14 protein-coding genes are annotated in these 21,929 nt (G+C 63.7%); 11 read left to right on the top strand and 3 right to left on the bottom strand.

All coding sequences use genetic code 11. The features are described from left to right. Window positions 1-268: 268 nt before the first annotated feature. Window positions 269-3,244 (bottom strand): LPS assembly protein LptD, encoded by a 2,976-nt coding sequence (gene lptD / locus HRU71_04375; GenBank protein QOJ02769.1) that lies wholly within the window; start codon window positions 3,242-3,244, stop codon window positions 269-271. 520 nt (window positions 3,245-3,764) lie between these two features. Between lptD and HRU71_04370 the strand changes: the two genes are divergently transcribed. The 11 genes from HRU71_04370 (at window position 3,765) to pip (ending at window position 18,472) form a co-directional block, all read left to right on the top strand. Further along, entirely contained in the window at window positions 3,765-4,481 is a 717-nt protein-coding gene (locus HRU71_04370; GenBank protein QOJ02768.1) for an SPOR domain-containing protein, read from the top strand. Window positions 4,482-4,565: 84 nt separating this feature from the next. After that, window positions 4,566-5,696, top strand: coding sequence for a polysaccharide biosynthesis/export family protein (locus HRU71_04365; GenBank protein QOJ02767.1), 1,131 nt, complete (start codon window positions 4,566-4,568; stop codon window positions 5,694-5,696). Window positions 5,697-5,789: 93 nt separating this feature from the next. Beyond that, window positions 5,790-7,415: a hypothetical protein gene (locus HRU71_04360; GenBank protein ID QOJ02766.1), complete on the top strand. Its 1,626-nt coding sequence runs from the start codon at window positions 5,790-5,792 to the stop codon at window positions 7,413-7,415. A gap of 134 nt (window positions 7,416-7,549) precedes the next feature. Continuing rightward, window positions 7,550-8,563 carry a CpsD/CapB family tyrosine-protein kinase gene (locus HRU71_04355; protein QOJ02765.1) on the top strand — a complete coding sequence of 338 codons (1,014 nt, stop codon included), beginning with the start codon at window positions 7,550-7,552 and terminating at the stop codon, window positions 8,561-8,563. 105 nt (window positions 8,564-8,668) lie between these two features. Then, entirely contained in the window at window positions 8,669-10,240 is a 1,572-nt protein-coding gene (locus HRU71_04350; GenBank protein QOJ02764.1) for an O-antigen ligase family protein, read from the top strand. Then, complete coding sequence (locus HRU71_04345; GenBank protein ID QOJ02763.1) at window positions 10,237-11,979, top strand: lipopolysaccharide biosynthesis protein; 1,743 nt, start codon at window positions 10,237-10,239, stop codon at window positions 11,977-11,979. The genes HRU71_04350 and HRU71_04345 overlap by 4 nt, the downstream gene beginning before the upstream one ends. A gap of 34 nt (window positions 11,980-12,013) precedes the next feature. Next, a complete protein-coding gene (locus tag HRU71_04340) occupies window positions 12,014-14,224 on the top strand; it encodes a glycosyltransferase (protein ID QOJ02762.1) in 2,211 nt (736 codons plus the stop codon). A 187-nt stretch (window positions 14,225-14,411) separates the two neighbouring features. Then, window positions 14,412-15,623, top strand: a complete 1,212-nt coding sequence (locus tag HRU71_04335) for a glycosyltransferase (protein ID QOJ02761.1) — start codon at window positions 14,412-14,414, stop codon at window positions 15,621-15,623. After that, window positions 15,598-16,410 (top strand): WecB/TagA/CpsF family glycosyltransferase, encoded by an 813-nt coding sequence (locus tag HRU71_04330; GenBank protein ID QOJ02760.1) that lies wholly within the window; start codon window positions 15,598-15,600, stop codon window positions 16,408-16,410. Before HRU71_04335 ends, HRU71_04330 begins: the two co-directional genes overlap by 26 nt. A 109-nt stretch (window positions 16,411-16,519) precedes the next feature. After that, window positions 16,520-17,230 carry a sugar transferase gene (locus HRU71_04325; GenBank protein ID QOJ02759.1) on the top strand — a complete coding sequence of 237 codons (711 nt, stop codon included), beginning with the start codon at window positions 16,520-16,522 and terminating at the stop codon, window positions 17,228-17,230. Window positions 17,231-17,440: 210 nt separating this feature from the next. Beyond that, window positions 17,441-18,472 carry a prolyl aminopeptidase gene (gene pip / locus HRU71_04320; protein QOJ04915.1) on the top strand — a complete coding sequence of 344 codons (1,032 nt, stop codon included), beginning with the start codon at window positions 17,441-17,443 and terminating at the stop codon, window positions 18,470-18,472. Here pip and HRU71_04315 read toward each other — a convergent pair. Both HRU71_04315 and HRU71_04310 read right to left on the bottom strand, forming a co-directional pair. Further along, window positions 18,449-20,161, bottom strand: a complete 1,713-nt coding sequence (locus HRU71_04315) for a VCBS repeat-containing protein (GenBank protein QOJ02758.1) — start codon at window positions 20,159-20,161, stop codon at window positions 18,449-18,451. The genes pip and HRU71_04315 overlap by 24 nt on opposite strands. Before the next feature lie 136 nt (window positions 20,162-20,297). Continuing rightward, window positions 20,298-21,929, bottom strand: coding sequence for a hypothetical protein (locus HRU71_04310; GenBank protein ID QOJ02757.1), 1,632 nt, complete (start codon window positions 21,927-21,929; stop codon window positions 20,298-20,300).

Genomic DNA, 21,929 nt, shown 5'->3' with positions numbered 1-21,929 from the left:
GCGCGATCGATGTCGTGTTTCGCGCTGAATGAGACGCCCGGCTGTTTCCGTCAACGGGTTTCTCCGGGTTTGCCGCGGGCAAACCTGTTCCGCCGGTCACCAGACACACGACCCTTTGAGATGGTTCCACCCTCGGGAGGCCGTGGGAGGAGCAGGCAGATGGTGTTTCGCCGCTGCTGCGGTCCGCACGGCGCGAACGCGCCAAGTGCCTCGCCATCCGATCCGGCGGAACGCATGGAATCGGCGGAGCAATAAGCGGCCGCATTGCTTACCTTGGACGGATGCCCACCGAATCCGCCAAGCCCGTGTAGCGCTTCGAGCCGAGGCCCAGGCGCGGGGCGCCTTCCGGCCAGATCGAGAAGTTGATGCCCACGTCGTCGATCGCCTTGTCCACGTCCAACGCTACCGCTGTGTACCACCGCGGCCACTTGCGGATGTAGATCAACTCGGTCGAGTAGTTGCGGCCTTCTTCCACATCGTAGAACTCGCGCAGGCCGACGGTGTGTTTCTCGCTTAGCTTGTAATTGAACCCGCCCCCGACGAGGCTGTTGTTGGTGTCGTGGATGTAGCGCCAGCCGACGAAGTAGGCCATTCGCGGCTCGCGTTCGACGGCCAGGCTGATGTTTGAGTTGCCCATGTTGCCCCGGTTGGTGTCATAGACGCCATCGTACACCACTACGGTCGAATCGCTGATGCGGTACTGGAAGTTCGTCGCGATGAAGTTGGAGGAGATGCTGTCTTCCGGCCGCGCGAGGATGTAGTCGCCATGCGTGTCCTCGTTTTTCTGGGCGTCGCTGAAGAAACCCGCCTCCACGTCGAAGACGATCCAGTCGACCGTGCGCCATTTGCCCGGACCGCCACGCCTGGTCTGCAAGCGTTGGCGCAGGCCGAGCGTGCCGCCGCCGAAATCGTCGATGTCTTCCACGCCGGAATCGAACGGCGTCATCTCCAGCGGCGCGCGGTTCCCATGTGCGTTCCAGACTGCGAAGTCCGGCTTGATCACATGTCGCAGTCGATGCAGGTCGAAGAACTCCGATTCGATCGAGTCGTCCGACTTGCTCATCAGCATGTTGCCGCGCACGCCATACGCGCCAAACACGCGGCCGATGCTGCCGCTCTCGTTGTCCGGGTCGTCTCCGCTGGGGCCGTCGTCGTAGCCGCCGACGCGACCGGTCAGGTACGGCGTGAGCTTGACCGGGCCGAGATCGGGCATCGGGAACTGCAATTCCTCACGCGTATCGCCCCGTACGACCGTGCCGGTGCGACCGGTGTTGTCGTCGCGGTTTTGCCCGTCGAAATAGCGGCGATCGTCGGGCCGATAGCGCACCAGACCGACGCGCGATTCGCTGTACAAGGTCGCGATCTCACCCAGCGGCTCGCCGATCAGGCTGAACACGTTGTCCGGCATGTGCTCGGTCTGGGTCAGAAACTCGTTGATGCGGTAGTTGAGCAGCGTGCTGAATTGCCAGTTGTCCTGCCGCTTGAGCAGGTAAGCGAGCGTCTCCTGTTCCTTGCCGTTCTCCCATTCGTTGCGCTCGTACTGCTCCATGAAATTGTCGTCACTGATGTACGACGCTTCGAGCGTCAGCTCCCAGTCCTTTGGCAGAAACTGGCGATGTCGCCACGTGGCACGCCCGCGGTTCTCGTGATCCGGCGGGCCGCTCCGCTCCGGGCCGAGTTCGTCCGAGCCGCCGTCGTTGATGTAGTACGTACGCAACAGACCGTAGTAGTCGTCGTTCTGGTAGTCGGAGTCGATGCCGACCGCCGGGCCGCGATCGGTGAAGTAGTCGAGCTTGAGGGTCGCATCGAACCCCGGCGGCGGGGTCAGGCCCATCAGGTTGAACAGCGACCAGCGCGTTTCGGCAGTCCACCCGAAGTCGCCGTTGTAGCCGATCTTGGCCGAGCGAAACGCCTGGCGATCGGTAGAGAAATCGCCGGCGGCAAACGGCCAGTACGCAATCGGGATGCCTTCAAGGTTGAGCGTCGTGTTGTACGCTTTGTAGGCGCCGGCCTGCACGCCGACGACGTCGCCGGACTCGTTGCGCGGCGTCTTGTCCTGTAGATAGATCCGGTCCGCGCCGATGGCCACGTGCGGCGTATGAAACTCGCTCGTGGTGAACTGCGCCTTGTTTGCTTCGTATTCCGTCGAAGAGAGCTGGCGGATCTCCTGCGCCCGAACGTAAATGGGCAGATTGCGCGTCGGCTCGACGGCCCGCGTGACGGCATCGAGGATCAAGGCGCGATCGGCGTCGAAATCGTAATACAAACGCGGCGCGCGAATCATGCGATCCCCGCGCGCCAGCACGACATCGCCCTCCAAGTAAACCGCCGACACAAACGCCTCGAGCGCCGCCGCGTCGGTCTGATCGCGCGCGTCCCCGCTGACGCGCGGCGGACCGCCCTCCGTCGGCTGCGAGGCCGCGCTGCTGCGCGCCGGCTTGCGCGATTCTCCGCCGATCAATCCGGGAATCGCGTTGCCGACCTGCTCGCGCTTGAGATAAAGCACGGCCGCATTCGCGCGAAGCTCAACGTACTCGCCGCTTTGCGACGCCGCGCCTTGCGAAACGAAGACATCCTCCTGCGCGATGACAACGTTCTGCCCGTCAATGACCTGCGACGTGAGGCTTTGCGCCGTGAAGTTGATCGCCTTGATGGGCTTCGGCTTGGCGAAGCGCGCCAGGGCGGCGGACTTCGACGTGACGCTGACCGGCGAATCAGCCGATTCAGCCGCCGGTGCGGGCGCCATGTCCAGCAATCGCCGCGCCTTGCGGGCTTCCTTATATAGCTCGCCGTCTTCATCGGACTGCGCGGCGTGCGCTGCGGAGTTCAGGACGAGCCGCCCGAACGTGCGGAGCGTCACCAGCAACGCCGGACCGGACTCACGCGTGCCGGCCGGCTGGATCACTTCGGCGTCCTGCCAAAGAAAAATCTCCAGATCGATGTACGGCTTGCCCTGCCATTTCGCGTTGCGAAACCAGATGACGGCATCCTTGCTGCTCAACCGCGTGCCGCCCATGTTCGCGACGAAATCGCCAAGCACTTCCGTGACGTGTTCGCCGTCGGCGCTGTCCCAGGTGTAGGCCAGACGACCGGTGATCTCGAGGTTGAAATCGCTAATGCCGGGCGGGATGACTGGTTGAATCTCGGCGAGGTCGGGCGGCGCGGTGGCTTGGCCGGAAACGACCGGGGGATGGGCGTGGAGGATGGCGGTAGCCGCGATGAGGGCAAGCACAGTCCGTTGCATTTGCCAGGTCCGCCGTGCAGGTGTCGGACTCCGGAGCGTCGTCGCGCGCCGCAACCAGCTCCCATCCGTTCGGCGGGCATTATAGGCCCGGGGCCATCAGTGTCAAAGTCCGATAGGACATGGATTTGTGATTGAATGCGAAGAGCCGTGAGGCATGAGCCGGGAACAACAACTCAACACCACGTTCCGATCGACTTGCATCATTGCCGGGATGACTCGTCGTTCCGACGGCCCGACCGCAACCAGAGCTAAAGCGCGACGGCAGGGCACCGATAAGGATGACGTGCGCATGGTCCGTACCCTGCGCCGGAAACGGATTTCGCCGAAGCGCTTCCCGAACCGCGAGGGCGGGGAGCCATGCGATGGAGCGCGTGTGAACGGTCTGGTCTGGACGTCTAATTCCCGCTCACGGCCGGTGCGGCTGCAATTGCGATCCCCGCAAGCGCGCGCGGTTTGCCGGCTGCGTCCTCGCTGGGTGATTTGTGCAGCTTTGTTGCCTGGCGTGATCGGATGCGTCGAATTGCCGCCGCACGCGAAGACGCAGATGGTTCAGGCGGAGAAAGAATTCCGCTCGGGCCGGTACGATTCGGCCAAGTCCATGCTGGATGAAGTGATTCAGGCTTATCCTTCCGTTCTCGAAACCGCCGAGGCGTACTACCTTCGTGCGCAGTGCCTGGCCTATCGCGGCCATCGCGGCGCGGCGCAGTCCGACATCGAGCGCTGTCTGGCGCTTTCAAAGAACAGCGATCTGATCGCCCGGGCGCACGCAACGGCGGGCGAACTGGCCTTTGAAGCGGGTGACGCAAAGAAGGCATCCGAGCATTTCCGGCTGGCGCTTCGCAATCTGCCCGAGCGACCTCCTTACGACCTGGCGCGATTCCGCTACGGCGTCTGCCTGGCGCAATTGGGTGAATGGAAAAACGCACGCGAGCAGTGGGGCGCGGTCGTCCGAGGGTATCCCGGCAGTTCCATTACCGATCAGACACAGCGAATGCTGGCTTGGCCCGGCGATTTTTTTTCGATTCAGTGCGGTGCGTATCGCGACGCTGACACGGCATCGAAGCAGGCGCAGAAATTGCGCTCCGCGGGCCATTCTGCTCGAACCGAGAAGCGGCAGCGTGACGGCGAGACGCTGCACATGGTGTACGTCGGACAGTATTTGAGGTTGAGCCAGGCGCAGGAAGCGCTGGGGAAAGTCAAGCAACACGCTCCCGGCGCGGTGATCGTGCCACAGTAGGGTTCACGGTGCGGACCCTGCCGGCGGAGGCGTTAAGAAACGGAGTAGCGAACAATGGCCAATGCAATGCGACAAGTCGTACTCATGACGATCGCAACGATCGCGGCCCTGGGGGGCTGTTCTCGAACCGATCACAAGATTCCGGATGCAGCGCCGGCCGAACCGCCGGAGCTGTACCAGCCGTTCGTCGGCGGGACCGGTCTGCCCGAGCAATTGCTCGACCGGCCGCCCTATCGGCTTCAGCCGGGCGACGTGCTGGAAATCATTTACCAGGTCAAGAACATCGTTTCGGACAAACCCTATGAGCTGAAGATCGAGGACATTGTGAATGTCGAGTTCCCCTACCAGGAGCAACTCGATCAGGAGCGAACGGTCCAGGCCGACGGCTCGATTCGATTGAAGCTGATTGGTCAGATTCGGGCAGCCGGTCGCACGGCAACGGAGCTGGAGGAGCAGCTTCGCCAGGCGTACGCGCGCTACATCCGCGAACCGGAAGTGACGGTGGCGGTGAAAGCGGCGAACGTGAAGATCGTCGAGTTGAAAAAGGCGATCACCACGGCCCCGCGCGGTCAGTCGCGTTTGGTTCCGGTGAAGCCGGACGGCACGATCGACCTGCCGTACATCGGGGAGGTGCTGGTGGCGGGCAAGACGGTGCACCAGGCCAAGAAGATTCTGGATCAGCTATACGTCGAGAACGATTTGCAGGAAGTGGAGACGACGGTGCAGACCCTGGAGTTCGCGCCGACGCGCATTTACGTGATGGGTGAAGTGTACGGTCCGGGCATGATCACGGCACACGCGCCGATGACGATCACGCAGGCGCTGATTCACATGGGCGGTCCGTCGGTTCGGGCGGACCAGACGAAGATCCTCCTCGTGCGTCGGCAATATCTGCCGATTCCGCAGGCGATCCTGTTCAATCTTGCCGAAGTGCTGAACGCGAAGAAGGCGTCGCCGGAAGGATTGTTGCCAAACGGCAGCAAGTTCCGTCATGACTTGTACCTTGCTGATGGCGATATTATCTATGTGCCGCGCACCGGACTGGCGGAGATGAACGACTGGATCGACATGGTCTTTACGCGCGGCATCCGGTCGGTCGTGCCCTACAGCGGCGTGGTGGGCATGAACTTCGGGTATGAGATCCGCGCCGACCCGACGTCGTTCAAGACGCGGCAGGTCGGTCCGCCGAACATCGGCGGCCAGATCGGCCCGTAACGGCGGAGGATGACAAGTTTGTGACATTCCCGGCGTCTGGGCCGCCCGACGAGGCCGGCCCGGCGCCGACGTCATGTTTGAGATGGGAAGCGTATGAGCACGGCCTACGGAACACGATCGCTTCGGGAAATCCTCCGGATTCTCTTCGAGCACTGGGGCAAGATCCTCGTCATCTTCATTGTGGGCGCGGGCGGCACCTGGTACGGCTGTCAGCACTGGTTCCCGCTGAAGTACCGCAGCCAGGTCAGCCTGGTCTACAAGCGGCCGATGAACAAGAACCCGTTGAGCCTTGACTCGCCCGAGCGCACGCTCGAAGTTTTCGTCAAGGCCCAGCAGCAGATCGTGATGTCGGATCTGGTGCTGGCGCGGACCAAGGTGCTCGCCGAGAACCCCCGGCTCTATGAGCAATGGGAGATGCACCGCCGCGCCTGGCGCGAGGCGGAAAAACAGCCGGATGGCAAGGTGGTGGAGGCGCTTCGTGGCGCCATGGTGTTCCTGAACGGCGAGAAGGTCCAGCCAAAAGTTGACAAATTACTTCAAGAAGATCAGGCTGCGTTCATCGACTTTCAAAAAGCCGTCAAGCTCGAAACCCCCGGTGGCGAGCAGGTCGGCATGACCGAGACGTTCACCATCAAAGTGGACTACCCGGCCGATCGCGATGATCCCGCGTCGTTCCAGAACGCCTACCGGGCGGCGAGCGCGTTGGCGGACATGTACCTCGTTCGCTATCAGGAGCTGCAACAGGCGCTGAACGAGCCGGCCGAGCGGCTGATGACGGAAGTGGTGGCGAGCTATGACAAGGAATACAAGGCGCGCGAGCAGGCGTATCACGATTTCATCCAGGAGAACGCCGCCGACGTCGGCGTGCTCGAGCAGTTGCTGCGTTCGGGAACCGAACACGGCGTTCAGGTGCTTTACACCAAGATTCGTGAGAGCGACGCGGGCTTAAGCGTGGACCTCGCGCGGGAGCGGTCGCTGTTGCAGGTGTTCAAAGAGAAACTGCCGGCGGCGTGCTTCGAACCGGGCGGCATCGAGAAGATGACCGACGAACAGATCGAAGCGGCGATGGCGGCTGTGCCGGCCTCGCTGCTGTATGACAACGTCCTGTTCGTCGAGACTGCCAAGAACCTGACGATGCTGATGGCGCGGCTGGCCAAGGCCGAGGGGCAGTTCACGGAGGACAGTCGCGATGTGCGGTACCTGAAGTACCAGGTCAGCAGCACGAAGCGGCACGCGCTGGCCGGCATCGTGGCGTACAGCAAGGGGCTGGAATCGAGCATTCAGGCCCGCGAAGCGCAGAAGAAACTGAACGAAGGGCTGGTCAAAGAGGTGGCCCAGGAGCGGGCCGAGGTCCAGGCGAAGCTGGCGGAGTATGCCCGTCTGAAGAACGAGTTTGAAGTCGCCCAGAAGCATCGCGAGCGATTGGAGCAGGAGCGCGTCTATGCCATGGCGACGCGGTTGCTTTCGCGTGAACCGGTGAACATCAGCATTCTGGATGAGGCATCCATGCCCGATCCCGACAAGCCCATCTCGCCGCAGACGATGATTTACACGATCGTGGCGGGCCTGGTGTCGCTGCTGCTGGGGATCGCGCTGGCCTTCCTGGCCGATCACTTTGATCACACGGTGCGTTCGACCGTCGAGGCCGAGCGGTACCTGGGTGTGCCGGTGCTGGGCACGGTGAAGAAACGCGGGCGGCGGCTGGTGGTTCCGGCGTAGGGCGGTGCGGTGCAGCGCAGAAATCGCCGTCTCGAAATGCGCTTCTGAAACGAAATACGCGGCCGGGAAACGCCGATAACGCTTAACGGAAGGCTTTCGTCGAGCTAGAATGGCAGTTGAGGGAGATTTGCTTCGTGGCGCAGTTGCCCGATCAACCCGATCCGAAGAAACGACGCGAAGGGGAGCGCGAGCCGCCCCCGCAGCCGGAGCAGATCTGGCCGCCGCCGGCTTCCTCGAAGAATCCGCCGGAACTTCCGCGCGAATCGGACGAGGACGTGGTCGAGCTGGACTGGACGGACGAGGTTGAGAAGATCGACGAGGCGATTGAAGACATTCGTAGAATAAACGGCGGTCCGACCTCGACGTCCGATCTGGACGATCTGGCGTTTTCCCCGCCGCAGGCCGAGTTCCTCGATGAGAAAACGGCGACTTCTCCGGCGAAGGAATCGCCGGCGCCATCGCGTCCCGCGATCGGCGGTCCGTCCGTGGCTGCCAAGTGCAAGCTGCGCGAGAAGTCCGAAGCCGAGCTGGGCCAGCTTTGGGGCAACATCTTCTTCGCCGTCGATGAGTCGCCGCCCAAGTCGGTGATTGTCATGGGCGCACGCGCGGGCGAAGGCGCGACGCAGATCGCGGTGGGCCTGGCCCTGACCGGCGCCGAGGCGGACAAGGAATTGCGCGTTTGTCTCGTTGATTTCAACGTGCGCCATCCGCAAGTCGCCTCGCTGATGGGCCTGCGTGAGTCGCCGGGATTGACGGACGTTCTGAACGGTCGCGCGACGCTGGACGCCGCGATTCAGACGGTCGACGTGCGGAACGGGCACAAGCTGTATGTCATCGCCGGCGGTCCGGTTTCGGAGCACCCGCTCGGCCTGCTCAAGAGCCGCCAGACCCAGAGCCTGATCGCGCAACTGCGGCAGCGGTTTGATCACGTCATCCTCGATGTCGCCAACGCCAAGACGTATCCCGACCCGCAGGTGCTGGGTCTGCTGGTCGATGGCGCGGTGCTGGTCGTCAAAGCCGGCGACACGCCGCGTGAAACAGCGGCCGAGGCCAAAAAGCGGCTGGACCTCGCCGGGGTGCGTTGCCTGGGCCTTGTGCTGAATCAGCGGACCGATCCGATTCCGGGGCTGGTTTATCAGTTCACCTAGCGGCACCGGAGAGGATCAGGCGGTTCGCAACGAGCGGACGCCAGTTGCGACGCGGTCGCGCCGGTGCGAGGCAGGTTCAGCGGCGGCCGCGGGGATGGATCAGCCTTGGCATCACTCACTGCGCAACGAACGCCACTGCTGCTGTCGCTGGGTATCCTGCTGCTGATCGCGGCGGGGATCGCCTTCTCTGCCACGCTCGCGACGGATTCGGTAAGCGTCTTGATTTTCTGGTCGGCGCTGGGCGGGTTGACCGCGCTGCTGTTTTACGCCGTCAAGGGCGATCTGCTCGTGGCGGTGCTGATCTGGTTTGTCACGCTGATCGCGCTGCATGAGGAGTTCTGGCGCGTCTCGGTGCCGCTCTTTTTCGCGCTGACGATTCCGCGTATCGGGCTGGTCGTCCTCGCCTTGCTGCTCCTGGCGATGATCGCGCTGGGGCGCGTGCCGGTGCGCCATGCCTGGCCGGTCAGCGGGTACATGCTGGCGCTGGCGACGTACTTCTTCGCTTCGGCGCTGGTCTCCGGATTTGAGACGCGCTCGGTCGTCACCGTCCACTATCGCCTCATCGGCGGCTACATCTTTCCGTTCGTTGTGTTCGGCCTGGTTCTGCACGCTTTTCGCAACGAGCGGGACTTTCGGCGCCTGGCGATTTTTTTCGTGATTCTCTCGGTCTATTTGACTTTTACGGGCTGGTGCGAGCGCTTCAAGCTCAACGCCCTGATCTTTCCCCGGTTCATTTCCGACCCGAGCATCGGTATTCACTTCGGCCGTGTGCGTGGGCCGTTCGTGCTGTCGCCCGCGATGGGGCTGGCGCTGTGCTATTGCTTTTTTAACAACCTGGTGCTGGCGCGCAACCATCGCAGCGTCGGGCGGTGGTGGCTGCTGCTGCTGAACGCGGCGATGCTACCGCCGATTTTCTGGACGTACACGCGCTCGGTGTGGTTGAGCTTCGTGCTGTGCCTGATGATCTGGGCGATGTACTCGCAGCGCCGGGCCACCCGTGTCATTATTGTGTCGCTGCTGATCGCGCTGGTTCTCGTGATCGGCGTTGTGAACATGGGGAATTTCATGACGGACGACCGCAGCAAGGGCGGTCTGACCGACACCGAGCCGATCCTTCTGCGCATCGGTCTGGCGCAGATGACCTGGGAAATCGTGAAGGAGCATCCGTTCTTCGGCGTCGGCTTCGGGCATTTTCGCGATCATGCGCCGAACTTCGCACGCGATCCGTCCAGCCCGTTTTACGCCTTCGGAACGACCGCCCTTGAACACAACAACATGCTCTCGATCCTCGCTGAAACGGGCATCGTCGGCATCACGCTTTATCTGCTCACCGTGATCGCGCTCGTGCGGTTCAGCATTCAGCTTTACCGCAAGCTGCCGCGTACCAGTCCGCGCCTGATCGGGCCGGACCTGCTCGTGTTGTACTGGATTCTCGCGATGGCGTATTTCATCGACGGCACTTTCCGCGAGACCAGCGACAACCCCTTCGCCAATAGTCTTTTCTTCGGCCTTAGCGCCGTGCCCGTCGCGCTGAATGAATTGCTCTCCCCGTCACCCCTGCGGCGTTCCAGTGACCCGGCCGCTCGCGCCCGGTCCGCAGGCAGGCCTCGTGTGCCGCCGCGGCCAAACGGTCTGATCGCCGGCGCCGCGCCCGCTGCGCGAGGAGGGCGGCGGTGAAAGCCGTGCTGCACATTTCGAGACAGGGTGATGCGGCGGCGGAAGCGGCTCCGCCGGCGATGGCGCACGAACCACTGAACGGCGACGCCGGCGGAGAGTCCCTGGGCCAGACGTCTCACGGCGCGCCGACGGGCATGTTCTCCAACTCGCCGCTGCACCAGGCGATGGGGTTGTATCTGCCGGCGACCGTTGCTTTCCGGCTGATCAACTTTTTTCGCATCATCCTGCTGACCTGGTTCATGACGCAGCAGCAGTTCGGTCTGCTGACGATGATCCTCGCGGTGATGAACGTCATGACGCCGCTGTGCAGTCTCGGACTGAATGAAGCAGTCACGCGGTACGTCCCCCAGCACGAGAAGCAGGGCACGCTCCTGGCGTTCGTGCGCAAATCGTTTCTACTGCTCGGTGCGATCACGATGATCAGCGTCGGCGTCATCTGTATCTTCGCGCAGCCGCTGGGCGACTTTTTCTACGCCCAGTTCACCGATCCGGAAGTGCGGCGGCTGTTCTCGGCCGACGCGCCGGAACTGGCTCGCCTGTCTGCCGTCGTGACGGCTCTGCTGATTGTCTATTTCTATCTCCTGGCCGTGTTCAAGGGCTTGCGCATGTTCACGGCCCTATCGGTCATGGAAATGGCACACGGATTGCTCTTTCTCGCGTTGAGCATCGTGGCCATCGTCACGGGTCACCTTAGCGCCTTCACGCTGACGGCGGTGTACGGCATTTCGCTGGCGCTGCCGATCACGTGGTTCGGGTTCGGTTTTGTCCGCACGATCGGGCGCTGGCACGGGCAGCACGAGCTGACGGAGGAAGGCGGCTTTGCCCGGCGATTGCTCAAGTTCAGCGTCTGGACGACGCTCGCCGGCATCACCTGGCAGGTGCTGGTCTACTATCCGGCGTGGTACCTTAACAAGATTCAGGGGCAGGAGGCGGTCGCCGTCTTCAACGCCGTGCGCCAGATCGGGCAATTTGTCCTGATCGGTGCGGTGGCGGTGGTGACCGTGGTCATGACGATCGTGACGAAGACCTGGGAGAATCGCGGTCGCGAGGCGGCGCAGCGGCAGTTGTCGCTGGCGTTCCGCGGGACGGGCCTGGCGTTGTTCGTGTTTTGCGCGATGCTGGCCCTGGCGAAGGACTATATCATTCTGATGTTTCGCGTCGAGTACGCCGACGGCGCGGCGATTCTCCCGATTCACCTGTTGTTCTTCCTGATGGGGGCGTATCTCGCGTTCCTGCCCATTCATTTCCACCTGATTGAGAAGACGCGGCACATGTTCTGGCCGTGGGCGGCCGGTGTGGCCGCGAACGTGTTGTATGCGTTCTGGCTGGCGGGGCCTCACCAAGCGCGCGTGATGCGTACGGCGGGGTGGCAATGGGCCGCGGGCCATGCGTCATGGTTTTTTACGACCGGATTCAGCGGGCCGCGCGGTCTGGACAGCGCCGCCTGGTGCGGCGTCCTGGCGATTGCCACATCGCTGGCACTCTGTGTCTGGTTGATTCAAGCCGAGTGCACGAGACTGGACCGGGGCACGTTTATCGTTCTGGGGGCGGCCTGCCTGCTGGCGCTAAGTCCGCTCCTGCTGACCGTGGGGACCGTGCTGGTGCTGCTGGTCGCGTGGAAGACGGAGCTGGTCTTTTCCGCGGACGAGCGTCAGCGAATCAACGGCTACATTCTCGAGTCGCTTCGCCATGTGCCGCCGTTGCGCGCGATGGGGCGATGGCGAAACGGGCGAACCTGATTTGAGGCCGCGAGAGGGGGCCGGGGGCGGCGACGTGCGAATCGCGATTGTCATCTGTACGAAGGATCGGCCCGAAGCGCTTCGCGAAACGCTCGCATCGGTCTGGTCGCAATCGCGCAAGCCCGATGAATTGCTGATCCTTGACGACGGCCGCATGGACGACGTCGCACGAGGCGACCTCGCGCGTGATGCCGCGCATCACCATATCGGGTTCATCTACCATCGCAAGCACGAACCCGGATTGACGCGGTCGCGCAACGTTGCCGCGCAGCGGGCGACGGCCGACGTGTTGATTTACCTCGACGACGACGTGACCTGTGCGGCGAATTTCGTGCAGGAAATCGCGGCGATCATGGCGGACCCGCGCGTCGCAGCCGTTTCGCCGGTCCTCGAAGAGCCGCGTCTTCAAGGACGCGCTGCCCGAATCTGGCAGCTTGGCTATCGCATCGCGGGCTGGTGGCGCGTGCGGCCGGACGTGAATTCCGCCGCGCGCGGCGCGCCGCCTGCGATGCTGGCGTGGGAGCCGCATCGCGTTCGACCTCTGGCGCATTTGTCGGGCGCGGCGATGGCGTTGCGGCGTGACGTGGTGCTGGCGAATCCCTTTGATGAGTCGCTCACGCAGTACGCGCTGGGCGAAGACCGCGAGATGGGCTATCGCCTTGCGCCGCGCCATTGGCTGCTGGAGGCGATTCAGACGAACGTCGTCCATCGGCGCGAGACCGGGGGCCGGGGCGACCCGCACCGATTCGGCTTCATGACGAGCCGAAATTACCTGTACATCCTCACCAGGACTTGCCGCATGTCGCCGGGGCGCTGGGCGCTGATTGTGTGGAGCCTGTTGGTGATCGCCATCATGCATGCGGCCTGGGGGCTGACGCGCCGCGAGCACTGGCTGGAGCTGCGGGGGATGATCGAGGGCGTGCGCGCGTTCGCGGCCGAGCGCATCCGCCATCGGTCGTCTTTGACGCGTGAGCCGCAACCGGCGCTGCGCGGGGACGAGCTTCGTCGTACATCCGGCGTATTGCTCAATGGGCCTGCGTCGATCGGCGCGAGGGATCGCACCGGGGCGATCGATCGACCTCTGCGTGTGTTGTTTGTCACCAATCGGCTCGAACCCGGCGGCGCGGAGCTGATGCTGGCGTCGCTGGCGAAGCATTTGCCCGCGCGCGGCGTGCAACCGGTGATTGCCTGCCTGAAGGATGCCGGCCCGCTCGCCGCCGACCTTCGCGCACGGGGTATCTTGGTCCACGAGCAATTGCTCCATCACAAGACGGATGTAGCGGTCATTCCCCGGCTTCGACGGCTGCTGCGAGACGAGGCCATCGACCTCGTCACGGTGGCGCACAGCGGCGGCGATCGGATGTTCTGGTCCACCGTGGCCGCGGCGACGCGTCGCACGCCCGTGGTCGTCTGGTCGCACTGGTTCCCGCGCGCCGGGCATCAGCACTTCGAGACGGCCAATCGCGCGTTGTACCGGTTTGTGGACGTGTTCGTGGCGCTGGGTGAACGACAGCGCCATGCGATGATTCGCCATGAGAAAGTCCCAGCCGGGCGAATCGCCGTGATTCGCAACGCGATTGAATTGGACGCCTTCATTGGCCGGTCGCGCAGCGCGGCTCGGCGCGCGCTGCGGCTCGCGGACGATCAATTTTCCGTGGGGATCGTCGCGAACCTGCGCGCGGAAAAGCGACACGATGCCTTCATTCGCGCGGCGCGAACGCTGGCGGGGCGTTTCCCGAACATGCGATTTTTCATCATCGGCGACGGACCGAACCGCGACGCGGTCCTGGCAGCCGCCGAGGCCTCGGGGCTGGATCACGAGCGGCTGCGGTTGCTTGGCGCGCGGCACGACGTGCCCGATCTGCTGCCGGGGCTGGACGTGGCGTGCCTGTGCAGCGAGATCGAGTGCTTCAGCGTCAGCATGCTGGAGGCGGCGGTGTGCGGCGTGCCGTTCGTCGCACCCAACGTCGGCTGCCTCGGTGAGTTTCTGGTCCACGAGCAGACCGGATTGCTGACGCGCCCGGCCGATCCGGAGGGATTGGCGCTGGCGGTGGAACGCCTGGCGACCGATGCCGACCTGCGTCATCGGATTGTCGAGACCGCGCGGCGGCGGGTGGTTCACGAGTTCGGCGTCGAACACATGGCCGGGGCTTTTTCGGACTTGTTTGCCGTCGTCGCGGCGCGCGGGCCGCGGAAAAGGTCATCGACAAGGCGGGCGATCCGAGCCGCTCCGAGTGCCGTTTGAAAACCGGCCCGCGCAATAGGCCCACGTCCGATCACAGGTTACGATAATCCCATTGATGCAGCGTACGCGCGGCCTGCCGTGCGCACGGTGAAGCGTTGTATCGTAGGCTGAATCGAGCGGACGCGGCACGCGGTGCGCCGAGGGTTCCGCTCGCATCAGTGTGCCTCGCGGTTTGGATGGGTATCCCATGCTTGGAATGCATACAAACGCATATTCCGCAACCGCGCTGGCCTCGACGGACGAGCCGGTTCGTCTGCTCCACCTCGTTTCCACGTTCGCCATCAAGACCGACACGAAATGGCTGCTGCAAATCGCGCGGCACCTGGATCGGCGCAGGTTTCAGATGTCGGCCGCTTGTTTCTACGGCGGCGGCCCGATGCAGGCGCAGCTTGAGGCGCTGGGCGTCCAGACGTTCGACCTCGGCGTGCCGAGGGAGCTGGACCCTCGCGCCATGTTTCGCGCGCAGCGGCTGATCGCCCGCCTCAAGCCGGACATTGTTCACACCCATCTGCTTCGCGCCGATATCTACGGCGCGGTGGGCGCGCGGCTGGCAGGTGTTCCAGTCGTGTTGTCAACCGTTTACGCGATGGGGGATTATCGCCGCGAGAAGCGGCGCCGCAGCGATTGGCTGATCGACGCGGCGTGCGCGCGACTTCCCACGCACGCCATCGCCGTATCGGAGGCCGTGAAGGCCGATTGCGTGGCGCGGCACGGGATGAAAGCCGACCACGTCACGGTGATTCACACCGGCGTGGAACCGCCGGCGTCGGTCGATGTTCGCGCGGCGGGAATCGCCCGTGCAAGCTGGGGCTGCTGCGGCGATGAAAAAGTCATCCTCACCCTGGCGCGGCTTAGCTATGAGAAAGGGATCGATACGCTGATCGACGCCGCGTCGGTGCTGCGCGATACGCATCCTGATGTGCGTGTGATCGTCCTGGGTGAAGGTCCGGATCGCGAAGCGCTCCAAAGTCGCATTCTCGAACGGCAGGTCGAGGAGGTCGTGAAGCTTGCCGGGTTTACACGCGACGTCTGGTCGGCGATTGTTGCGGCCGACGTGGTTTGCCTGCCGAGCAAGTCCGAGGGCATGCCGAACGTGCTGCTGGAGGCGATGGCGATGGCTCGTCCGATCGTCGCGACGCGCGTCGGCGGGATTCCTGAAGCCCTGACCGATGAACACGACGGCTTGCTGGTCGAGCCGAATCGTCCGCACTTGCTGGCCCACGCGCTGGGTCGCGTGTTGCACGATACGACCTTTGCGGCGCGGCTGGGTCGCGCGGCGCAGGCGACGATGCAGCGTCGCTTCCACGCGCGGGATGTCGTGGGTCGGTACGAGGCGCTCTACACACGGCTTCTGAAGCCGTGGAGGAAGGCGAGTGACCGATTGGTCGCGGTACATTGAATTGCCGCCGGCGGTGGACGTGCTGGACATGCCGCTCGCGCCGCTGGACATCGCATCGCTCGCGGCGACGGCCGTCGCGCGCGCCAAAGCCGGAGTGCCCACCACGGCTTGCTACGCGAACGCGCACACGATGAACCTCGCCTGGCGCGATGAACGATTCCGCCGGGTGCTTTCCAGCTGCGACCTGCTGTATGCCGATGGTGCTTCGCTCGTCTGGGCCAGCCGCTGGAGCCGTGCGCGGCTGCCCGAGCGCATGACGGCGGCGGATTACTTTCCGCTCATGGCGTCGGCGTGCGCGGAAGCGGGCGTTTCGATTTTTCTGCTCGGCAGCCAACCCGGAGTGGCGGACAAAGCAGCCGAGGCACTGACCCGAGCGCACCCGGCGCTTCGCATCGCCGGGACGCACCACGGTCATTTCGATCTGGCCGAGTCCGGCACAGTCATCGAGTCCATCAATTCGACAAGGCCCGATATTGTATTCGTGGGCATGTCCAGCCCGCGACAGGAGTTGTGGCTGGCCGAACATGGACACAAGCTGACAGCGCCGGTGAAGTGGTGCGTGGGAGCGTTGTTCGACTACTACGCGGGTGTGGAGCGGCGCGGACCGGCATGGTTGTGTCGAATGGGCGGTGAATGGCTGTACCGACTTCTGATGGACCCGATCGGAAAGTGGCGGCGGTATCTGGCGGGGAACCCCGTTTTTGTGTTTCGGACGTTGAAATGGGCCATTGGCCGGCGCGGGGTCAAGGACGGGGGGGTAGGAATCCGAACGGGTCAAATGGTATGATATGGGAGACGCGCGCCGCGGGGGCGGCGTGCCGATGCCGCCGTTGATATACGATCGCACTGCATGACCGCGGCGGCCCGGCGTCGTCGCGGTTCGGGGAAGGGGAAGCATGTCCGCGATCAAGTCTACCGCCGTCGCGATTTCCGTGCTCGAACGAGCCGACGGGCGCGTGGCATTGCCATCGATGCTGGCGCCGTCTGCGTCGCGCGCGAACCGCGGCTATGCGGTCGTATCGCGCATGCTTGACGTGGCGATCTCATGCATCGCGCTGGTGCTGGCGGCGCCGATCTTGCTCGCGGCGGCGGTGGCGATCAAGCTCACTTCGCGCGGGCCGGTCTTTTTCAAGCAGCCGCGCGCCGGCCGGGGGCATGTGCCTTTCACCATGTACAAGCTCCGCACCATGTACAACGGCGCGGACGACGACAAAGAGCTGTTTCGCCGGCTGAACAGCCTGCCGACCGGTCCGTGTTTCAAGATGAGAAACGACCCGCGCGTGACGACCGTCGGCCGATGGCTGCGGCGCACGAGCATCGACGAGCTTCCGCAATTCCTCAACGTCCTCCGCGGCGACATGAGCCTCGTCGGCCCGCGGCCCCTGCCGCTGGACGAGGTCCGCACCGACACGGCCGACCAGCGGTTGCGTTTGAGCGTGAAACCGGGCATCACGTGTCTGTGGCAGGTCAGCGGGCGGACGGAAATTCCTTACGAGGAATGGCTGGCGCTGGATGTCTGGTACATCCGCAATCGGTCGCTGGCGCTGGACCTGCAAATCCTCTTCAAGACGATTCCCGCCGTGTTGAGCGGCCGGGGAGCGTACTAATCAACGGGAAGCACGTTAGCCGTCGTAAGCCTTTTGCTGCCGTTGCAGGATTGCGGCTCTCCGCGCAACATGCGCTGCATGAAATCCTCGCGTCGTTTGAATCGTCGATTCCTTTCGGATCCGACTGCCGTTGCGTTCCTGTTGACCGCGGCATGGATCGGCTTGCTTTCGGCCTCTCCGAACGCATTGGCCCAGGTGCCCGGCGAGTCCTTGCAGGATTACTACCCGCCGATCGAGCCGTTTCAGACGGGGTACCTGAAAGTCTCGGACATCCACGAAATCTACTATGAATTATGCGGCAATCCGCGCGGCATCCCCGTCATGGTCCTGCACGGCGGTCCCGGCGGCGGCTGCGGGCCGAACATGCGCCGCTTTCACGATCCGAAGCGATACTTCATCATCCTGCACGATCAGCGCGGTGCGGGGAAGAGCAAACCCCACGCCGAGTTGCGCGACAACAACACGCAGGCGCTCGTGGATGACATCGAGCGCTTGCGCCTCGCGCTGCGTCTGCCGCGCGTGCAGCTCTTTGGCGGTTCGTGGGGTTCGACGCTGGCGCTGGCCTACGCCGAAAAATACCCGAAACACGTCAGCTCCCTCGTGCTGCGCGGCATCTTCACCGCCACGCGCGAGGAGATCGATCATTTCTATCACGGCGGCGTCGCGCAGTATTACCCCGAGGTGTTCGAGCAGCTCAAATCCATCGTGCCCAGGCCGGATGAGAAGACGTACCCGGTCCAGTTTCTCGAACTGCTCCAGAGCAAAGACAAAGCGACGCGCGACAAGGCGGCCCGCGCGTGGGCGGCGTATGAGACCAAGCTCGCGGCGCTGGTCACCAGCGACGCAGAGGTGCAGGAAATCCTCGATGCTGAAGACGTGTACGCTTTCTCGCTGATCGAGAATCATTACATGGCGAACAACTGCTTCTTGAAGGAGGGGCAGCTACTCGCGGACGCGCCGAAACTCTCCGGCATTCCAACAGTTATTTGCCACGGGCGATACGACGTGATCTGCCCGCCCATCGCGGCGTGGCGCTTGATGAAAGCGATCCCCGGAGCGCGACTGGTGCTGGTCGAAGCAGCAGGCCACAGCGGCTCGGCGCCGCCGATGCGTTCCGCCCTGATCGAAGGAATCAAATCAATACAGGCTCTGATCGCGGACACGGCCGAAAAACGCATGGAACTCAAAGCGGCAAGCCAGCCGGTCGCCACGCAGTCGTCAGGGGATTCGCGCGACGAATGAGATCACGTCCTGCCCGTCGCGCAACGTGTCGCCGTTGAGGTCGGCCCGGCAGATGTGACCGGGGTCGGAGTCCAGCCCGATCAGCACGTTGGCGAGGATCTGGCCGTCGACGTGGTCGACGTCGCCGTCGGCGTCGAGGTCGCCGGGCATGAGCGTGGGGGTGACGGTGAACATCCTGGTGGGGCCTGTGCCGAGATTGTTGGCGAAGTCGCGCGCCGTGAAGAAGTACGAGACCACGCCGCCGCACCCGACGGGCGGAATGACCGCGCGGTAGACCTGCCCGCCGCTGTGACGCGCGGCGACTTGCTGGACCGGCCCGGCGTCGATGGAGTAGTTCAACGTGATGCCTCGGTCGAAGAAGTTTCGATCCGACGACATGTCATCGAGAATCGCGGCACGCACCACGAACGGCGACGTGACGTTGCTGTTGTCGGGAATCGACTCGGTGGCGACGATGCGCGGCGCGCGCGTGTCCACCGGGCCGGTCGTGTTGATGTACAGGCGATTGCGGAAGCTGCCCGACTCGCCCTGGGCCGTGACGATGTCCAATCGGCCGTCACCATTCACGTCGCCGACTTTCAAGTCGAGCGTCGAATCGCTGATGGCGGTGATCAGGCCGGTGACTTCGGTGAACACGCCGCTGCCGTTGTTGTTGTAGATTCGCTCGGCCGTGCCGCCCAGCCGCGCGACGATCAGATCGAGATCGCCGTCGTTGTCATAGTCGAAGAACTTGCTATCGTTGTCGTCGACCGTCGGATTGGGGACGAGATTGGCGCTGACGTTGGTGAAAACGGTACCGCCGGAGTCGTTGCGCAGCATGAGTTCGGAATTATTGCCGGAGCTGGATGCGTTCGCGCCGAGCAGGTCGAGATCATCGTCGCCGTCGATGTCGCCGAAGTCGTAGGAGTAGCAGTTCGCGTCAGCCGGAATGCCCGCGACGGTGCTGTAAATGCCCGCTCCGTTATTGCGATAAAGCCGGCTCGCGTTGCTTCCCGTGCTCGCGGTCCGCACGTCGAGGTCGTAGTCGCCGTCAATATCGCCGAAGATGGCATCCTGCGGCTCGGCCAGCACCGCCGCAGGATGGCGCGTCGCGGTTTCGTCGGTGAAGACGCCCGCGCCGTTGTTGACATAAATGCGGTTCTGGCCTGAACCCCATCGGCTCGCGCCGCCGTTCGTGAAATACAGGTCGAGATCACCGTCGTTGTCGATGTCGGCGAACTGCGCTCGGCTGCTGCCGAGGGTTGTGGCGGGCAATCGCGTGGCGGATTCGTCGGTGAAGAAGCCGCTGCCGTTGTTGATGAGCAGGTTCGGCTGCCGGTTGAAATCCTCCGCGAGGACCACGTCGAGATCGCCGTCGTTGTCGACGTCGCCCAGTTCGACGCCGCGAAAGAGGCCGCTGGCCGCGCCGCGAGCGACGCTCTGATCGGTGAAGACCCCCGTGCCATCATTGATGTAAATGCGCGCGAGCTGGTTCGTGCCGGCGGAGCTGAAGTTGCCGCCATTGGCCCAGACAATGTCCAGATCGCCGTCGCCGTCGATATCGCCGAGGGTGCATTGATTGGTGTATTCGTTCGGGTCCGGCTGCGGAAAACGCGTCGTGCTGGACTCGACGAACATTTGCGCCACGGCCGGTGAGGCGCCTGTCAACGCGCAGAATAAAACCGTCAACGTCGCAGCAACTCGAAGCATGTTCACGCGATTTTCCCCTCTCGCCATTCCGGGTTGACCGGTTGGCAGGCATGTTCGATCCGTCAGAGTTTTGATTATACCCGATTCCGTCCCGGTGACTCAATCGAGATGGAGTGTTTGGCCGCGCCGCCCTTGGTCAGGAGGAGGGAATCCGCCGCCAGAATCGAACCGTGATCCGCCATCGGGGATGGTGAAATCGTGGATCGATCCGGTCTTTGAGCGCGCTATCATGATCTTCCAGCCAGGTCCGCTCCCGTTCCACGAAATAGCCGGCTTCCAGGGTCTCCTGGAGGTTCTTCCAGGATGGCGAATCCGCGAAGTCGGCCGCTTCGATCGTGAGGATTCGATCAGGCGATTCCAGCGCCAGACGCGGGAGCATGGCTTCAGCAGTCAAGGGTACCCTTGTCATGTCCATAGTTTCTCCCGGCACCGCGAGCCGCCGCCAGGCAGTGGGATCCACTCGAATGGCATCGTCGGCGACCGCGCGCGATCGCATCGATTCGAGGCCGAAGTAATACCACGCAGAGGGGTGACTCATGACCCACTGATCCGCGGGCGGCGCGGTGCGGTCGTGGAGCAGATCCTGCACGACTTTCGCGAAGGGGTCATGCCAGCGCAGACTGGCGAGGTGCTGCCCGCGCGCGAGGTTGACGCCGCAGCCGATCCACGCACTTGCCAGCGCGGTCGTGGCGATGGTGGCAGCAAGCCGCCGATCGCGCGCAGGCTCCGCGAGACCTCGGCGGAGGAGTGACGCGATCAGGACACCGGTGATGCCGCTGAAGGAGAGAACGTACTTATCGAGCATGGTGCGCGAGGCGGCCCCGGCGGCGATGCAACCGAGGACGACCAGCGCGATTCCGCCAGCCGAGCGACGATAACGAACGAGCAGTGCGACTGCGCAGGCAGCGAACATCGCCATCGGTCCCCAGACCCACCAGGCTTGCACCGAAGCGACGCTGCCCGTTGTCAGGGCCATGGCAGTACGGGCGGCGGTGGCGGCGGCGCTGCGCCACCCGCCGGAGATGTCGGGGAAACTCATGAGTTGCCGCCAGAAGGCCGGTGCCCACGGTGCGTAGAGCAGCATTGCCACCAGGATTGCAATGAGCCAGCGACCACTTTTCCGTGGATTGGCGCCAATGCCGACCAGCCAGAACAGGCCCACCAAGACCGGACCGAAGTAATTGATGTAGCAGACCGTTGCGGCGGCCAGCGACCAATGCAAAACCCGCCACCCGATGCGTTCGCTTTGTGGCTTTGAAAGAACCGCTTCGCTCGCGCTGCGCGGATCGCCGCGCAGCGTCGCCGTCGCCCACATCAACCATGCGACCGCCAGAAACATCGCGCTGTACCACCGCGCCGCGAAGCCCAGCATCAGATGCGCCGGGTGCAATGCGCAAATCACCATGGCGGCCAGTGCAGTCGTTCGATCAAACCACGCCGCCGCCGCCGCGCGGATCATCAACAGGCCCGCTGCGAAGAGCGTGATCGACACAGCGCGCAGCTCCAGCGGCCCCACGCCCAACGCTCGCACGCAAAGATTCTGCGCTATGTAATACAACGGCGGGTCCGGCTCGGCCCCATGCCACAGCGCGACGAGCATCTCGCGCATCGGTAGTGTGTATCGCCGGCAACTGAAGGCTTCGTCGTCGAAGACGGTGTAATGCCCGGCGGCCCAAATGTGCCAGAGCGTGCAGGCAACGACGATCAGATATGCCCATCGGCCTGTGCCGCGATCGGCGCGATCGGAATGTGATTCAGTACGTGCCAC

This window comes from Planctomycetia bacterium, assembly GCA_015200345.1.
Classification (GTDB): Bacteria; Planctomycetota; Phycisphaerae; order UBA1845; family UTPLA1; genus PLA3.
The sequence above is the reverse complement of the archived record's forward strand: the minus strand, read 5'-3'. Positions and strand labels throughout refer to the sequence as shown.

What these genes read in the sequence shown, in the direction of transcription:
- lptD (QOJ02769.1), bottom strand. Translation starts at nt 3,244, where the DNA reads ATGCAACGGACTGTGCTTGCCCTCATCGCGGCTACCGCCATCCTCCAC.
- HRU71_04365 (QOJ02767.1), top strand. Translation starts at nt 4,566, where the DNA reads ATGACGATCGCAACGATCGCGGCCCTGGGGGGCTGTTCTCGAACCGAT.
- HRU71_04360 (QOJ02766.1), top strand. Translation starts at nt 5,790, where the DNA reads ATGAGCACGGCCTACGGAACACGATCGCTTCGGGAAATCCTCCGGATT.
- HRU71_04335 (QOJ02761.1), top strand. Translation starts at nt 14,412, where the DNA reads ATGCTTGGAATGCATACAAACGCATATTCCGCAACCGCGCTGGCCTCG.
- HRU71_04325 (QOJ02759.1), top strand. Translation starts at nt 16,520, where the DNA reads ATGTCCGCGATCAAGTCTACCGCCGTCGCGATTTCCGTGCTCGAACGA.
- HRU71_04315 (QOJ02758.1), bottom strand. Translation starts at nt 20,161, where the DNA reads ATGCTTCGAGTTGCTGCGACGTTGACGGTTTTATTCTGCGCGTTGACA.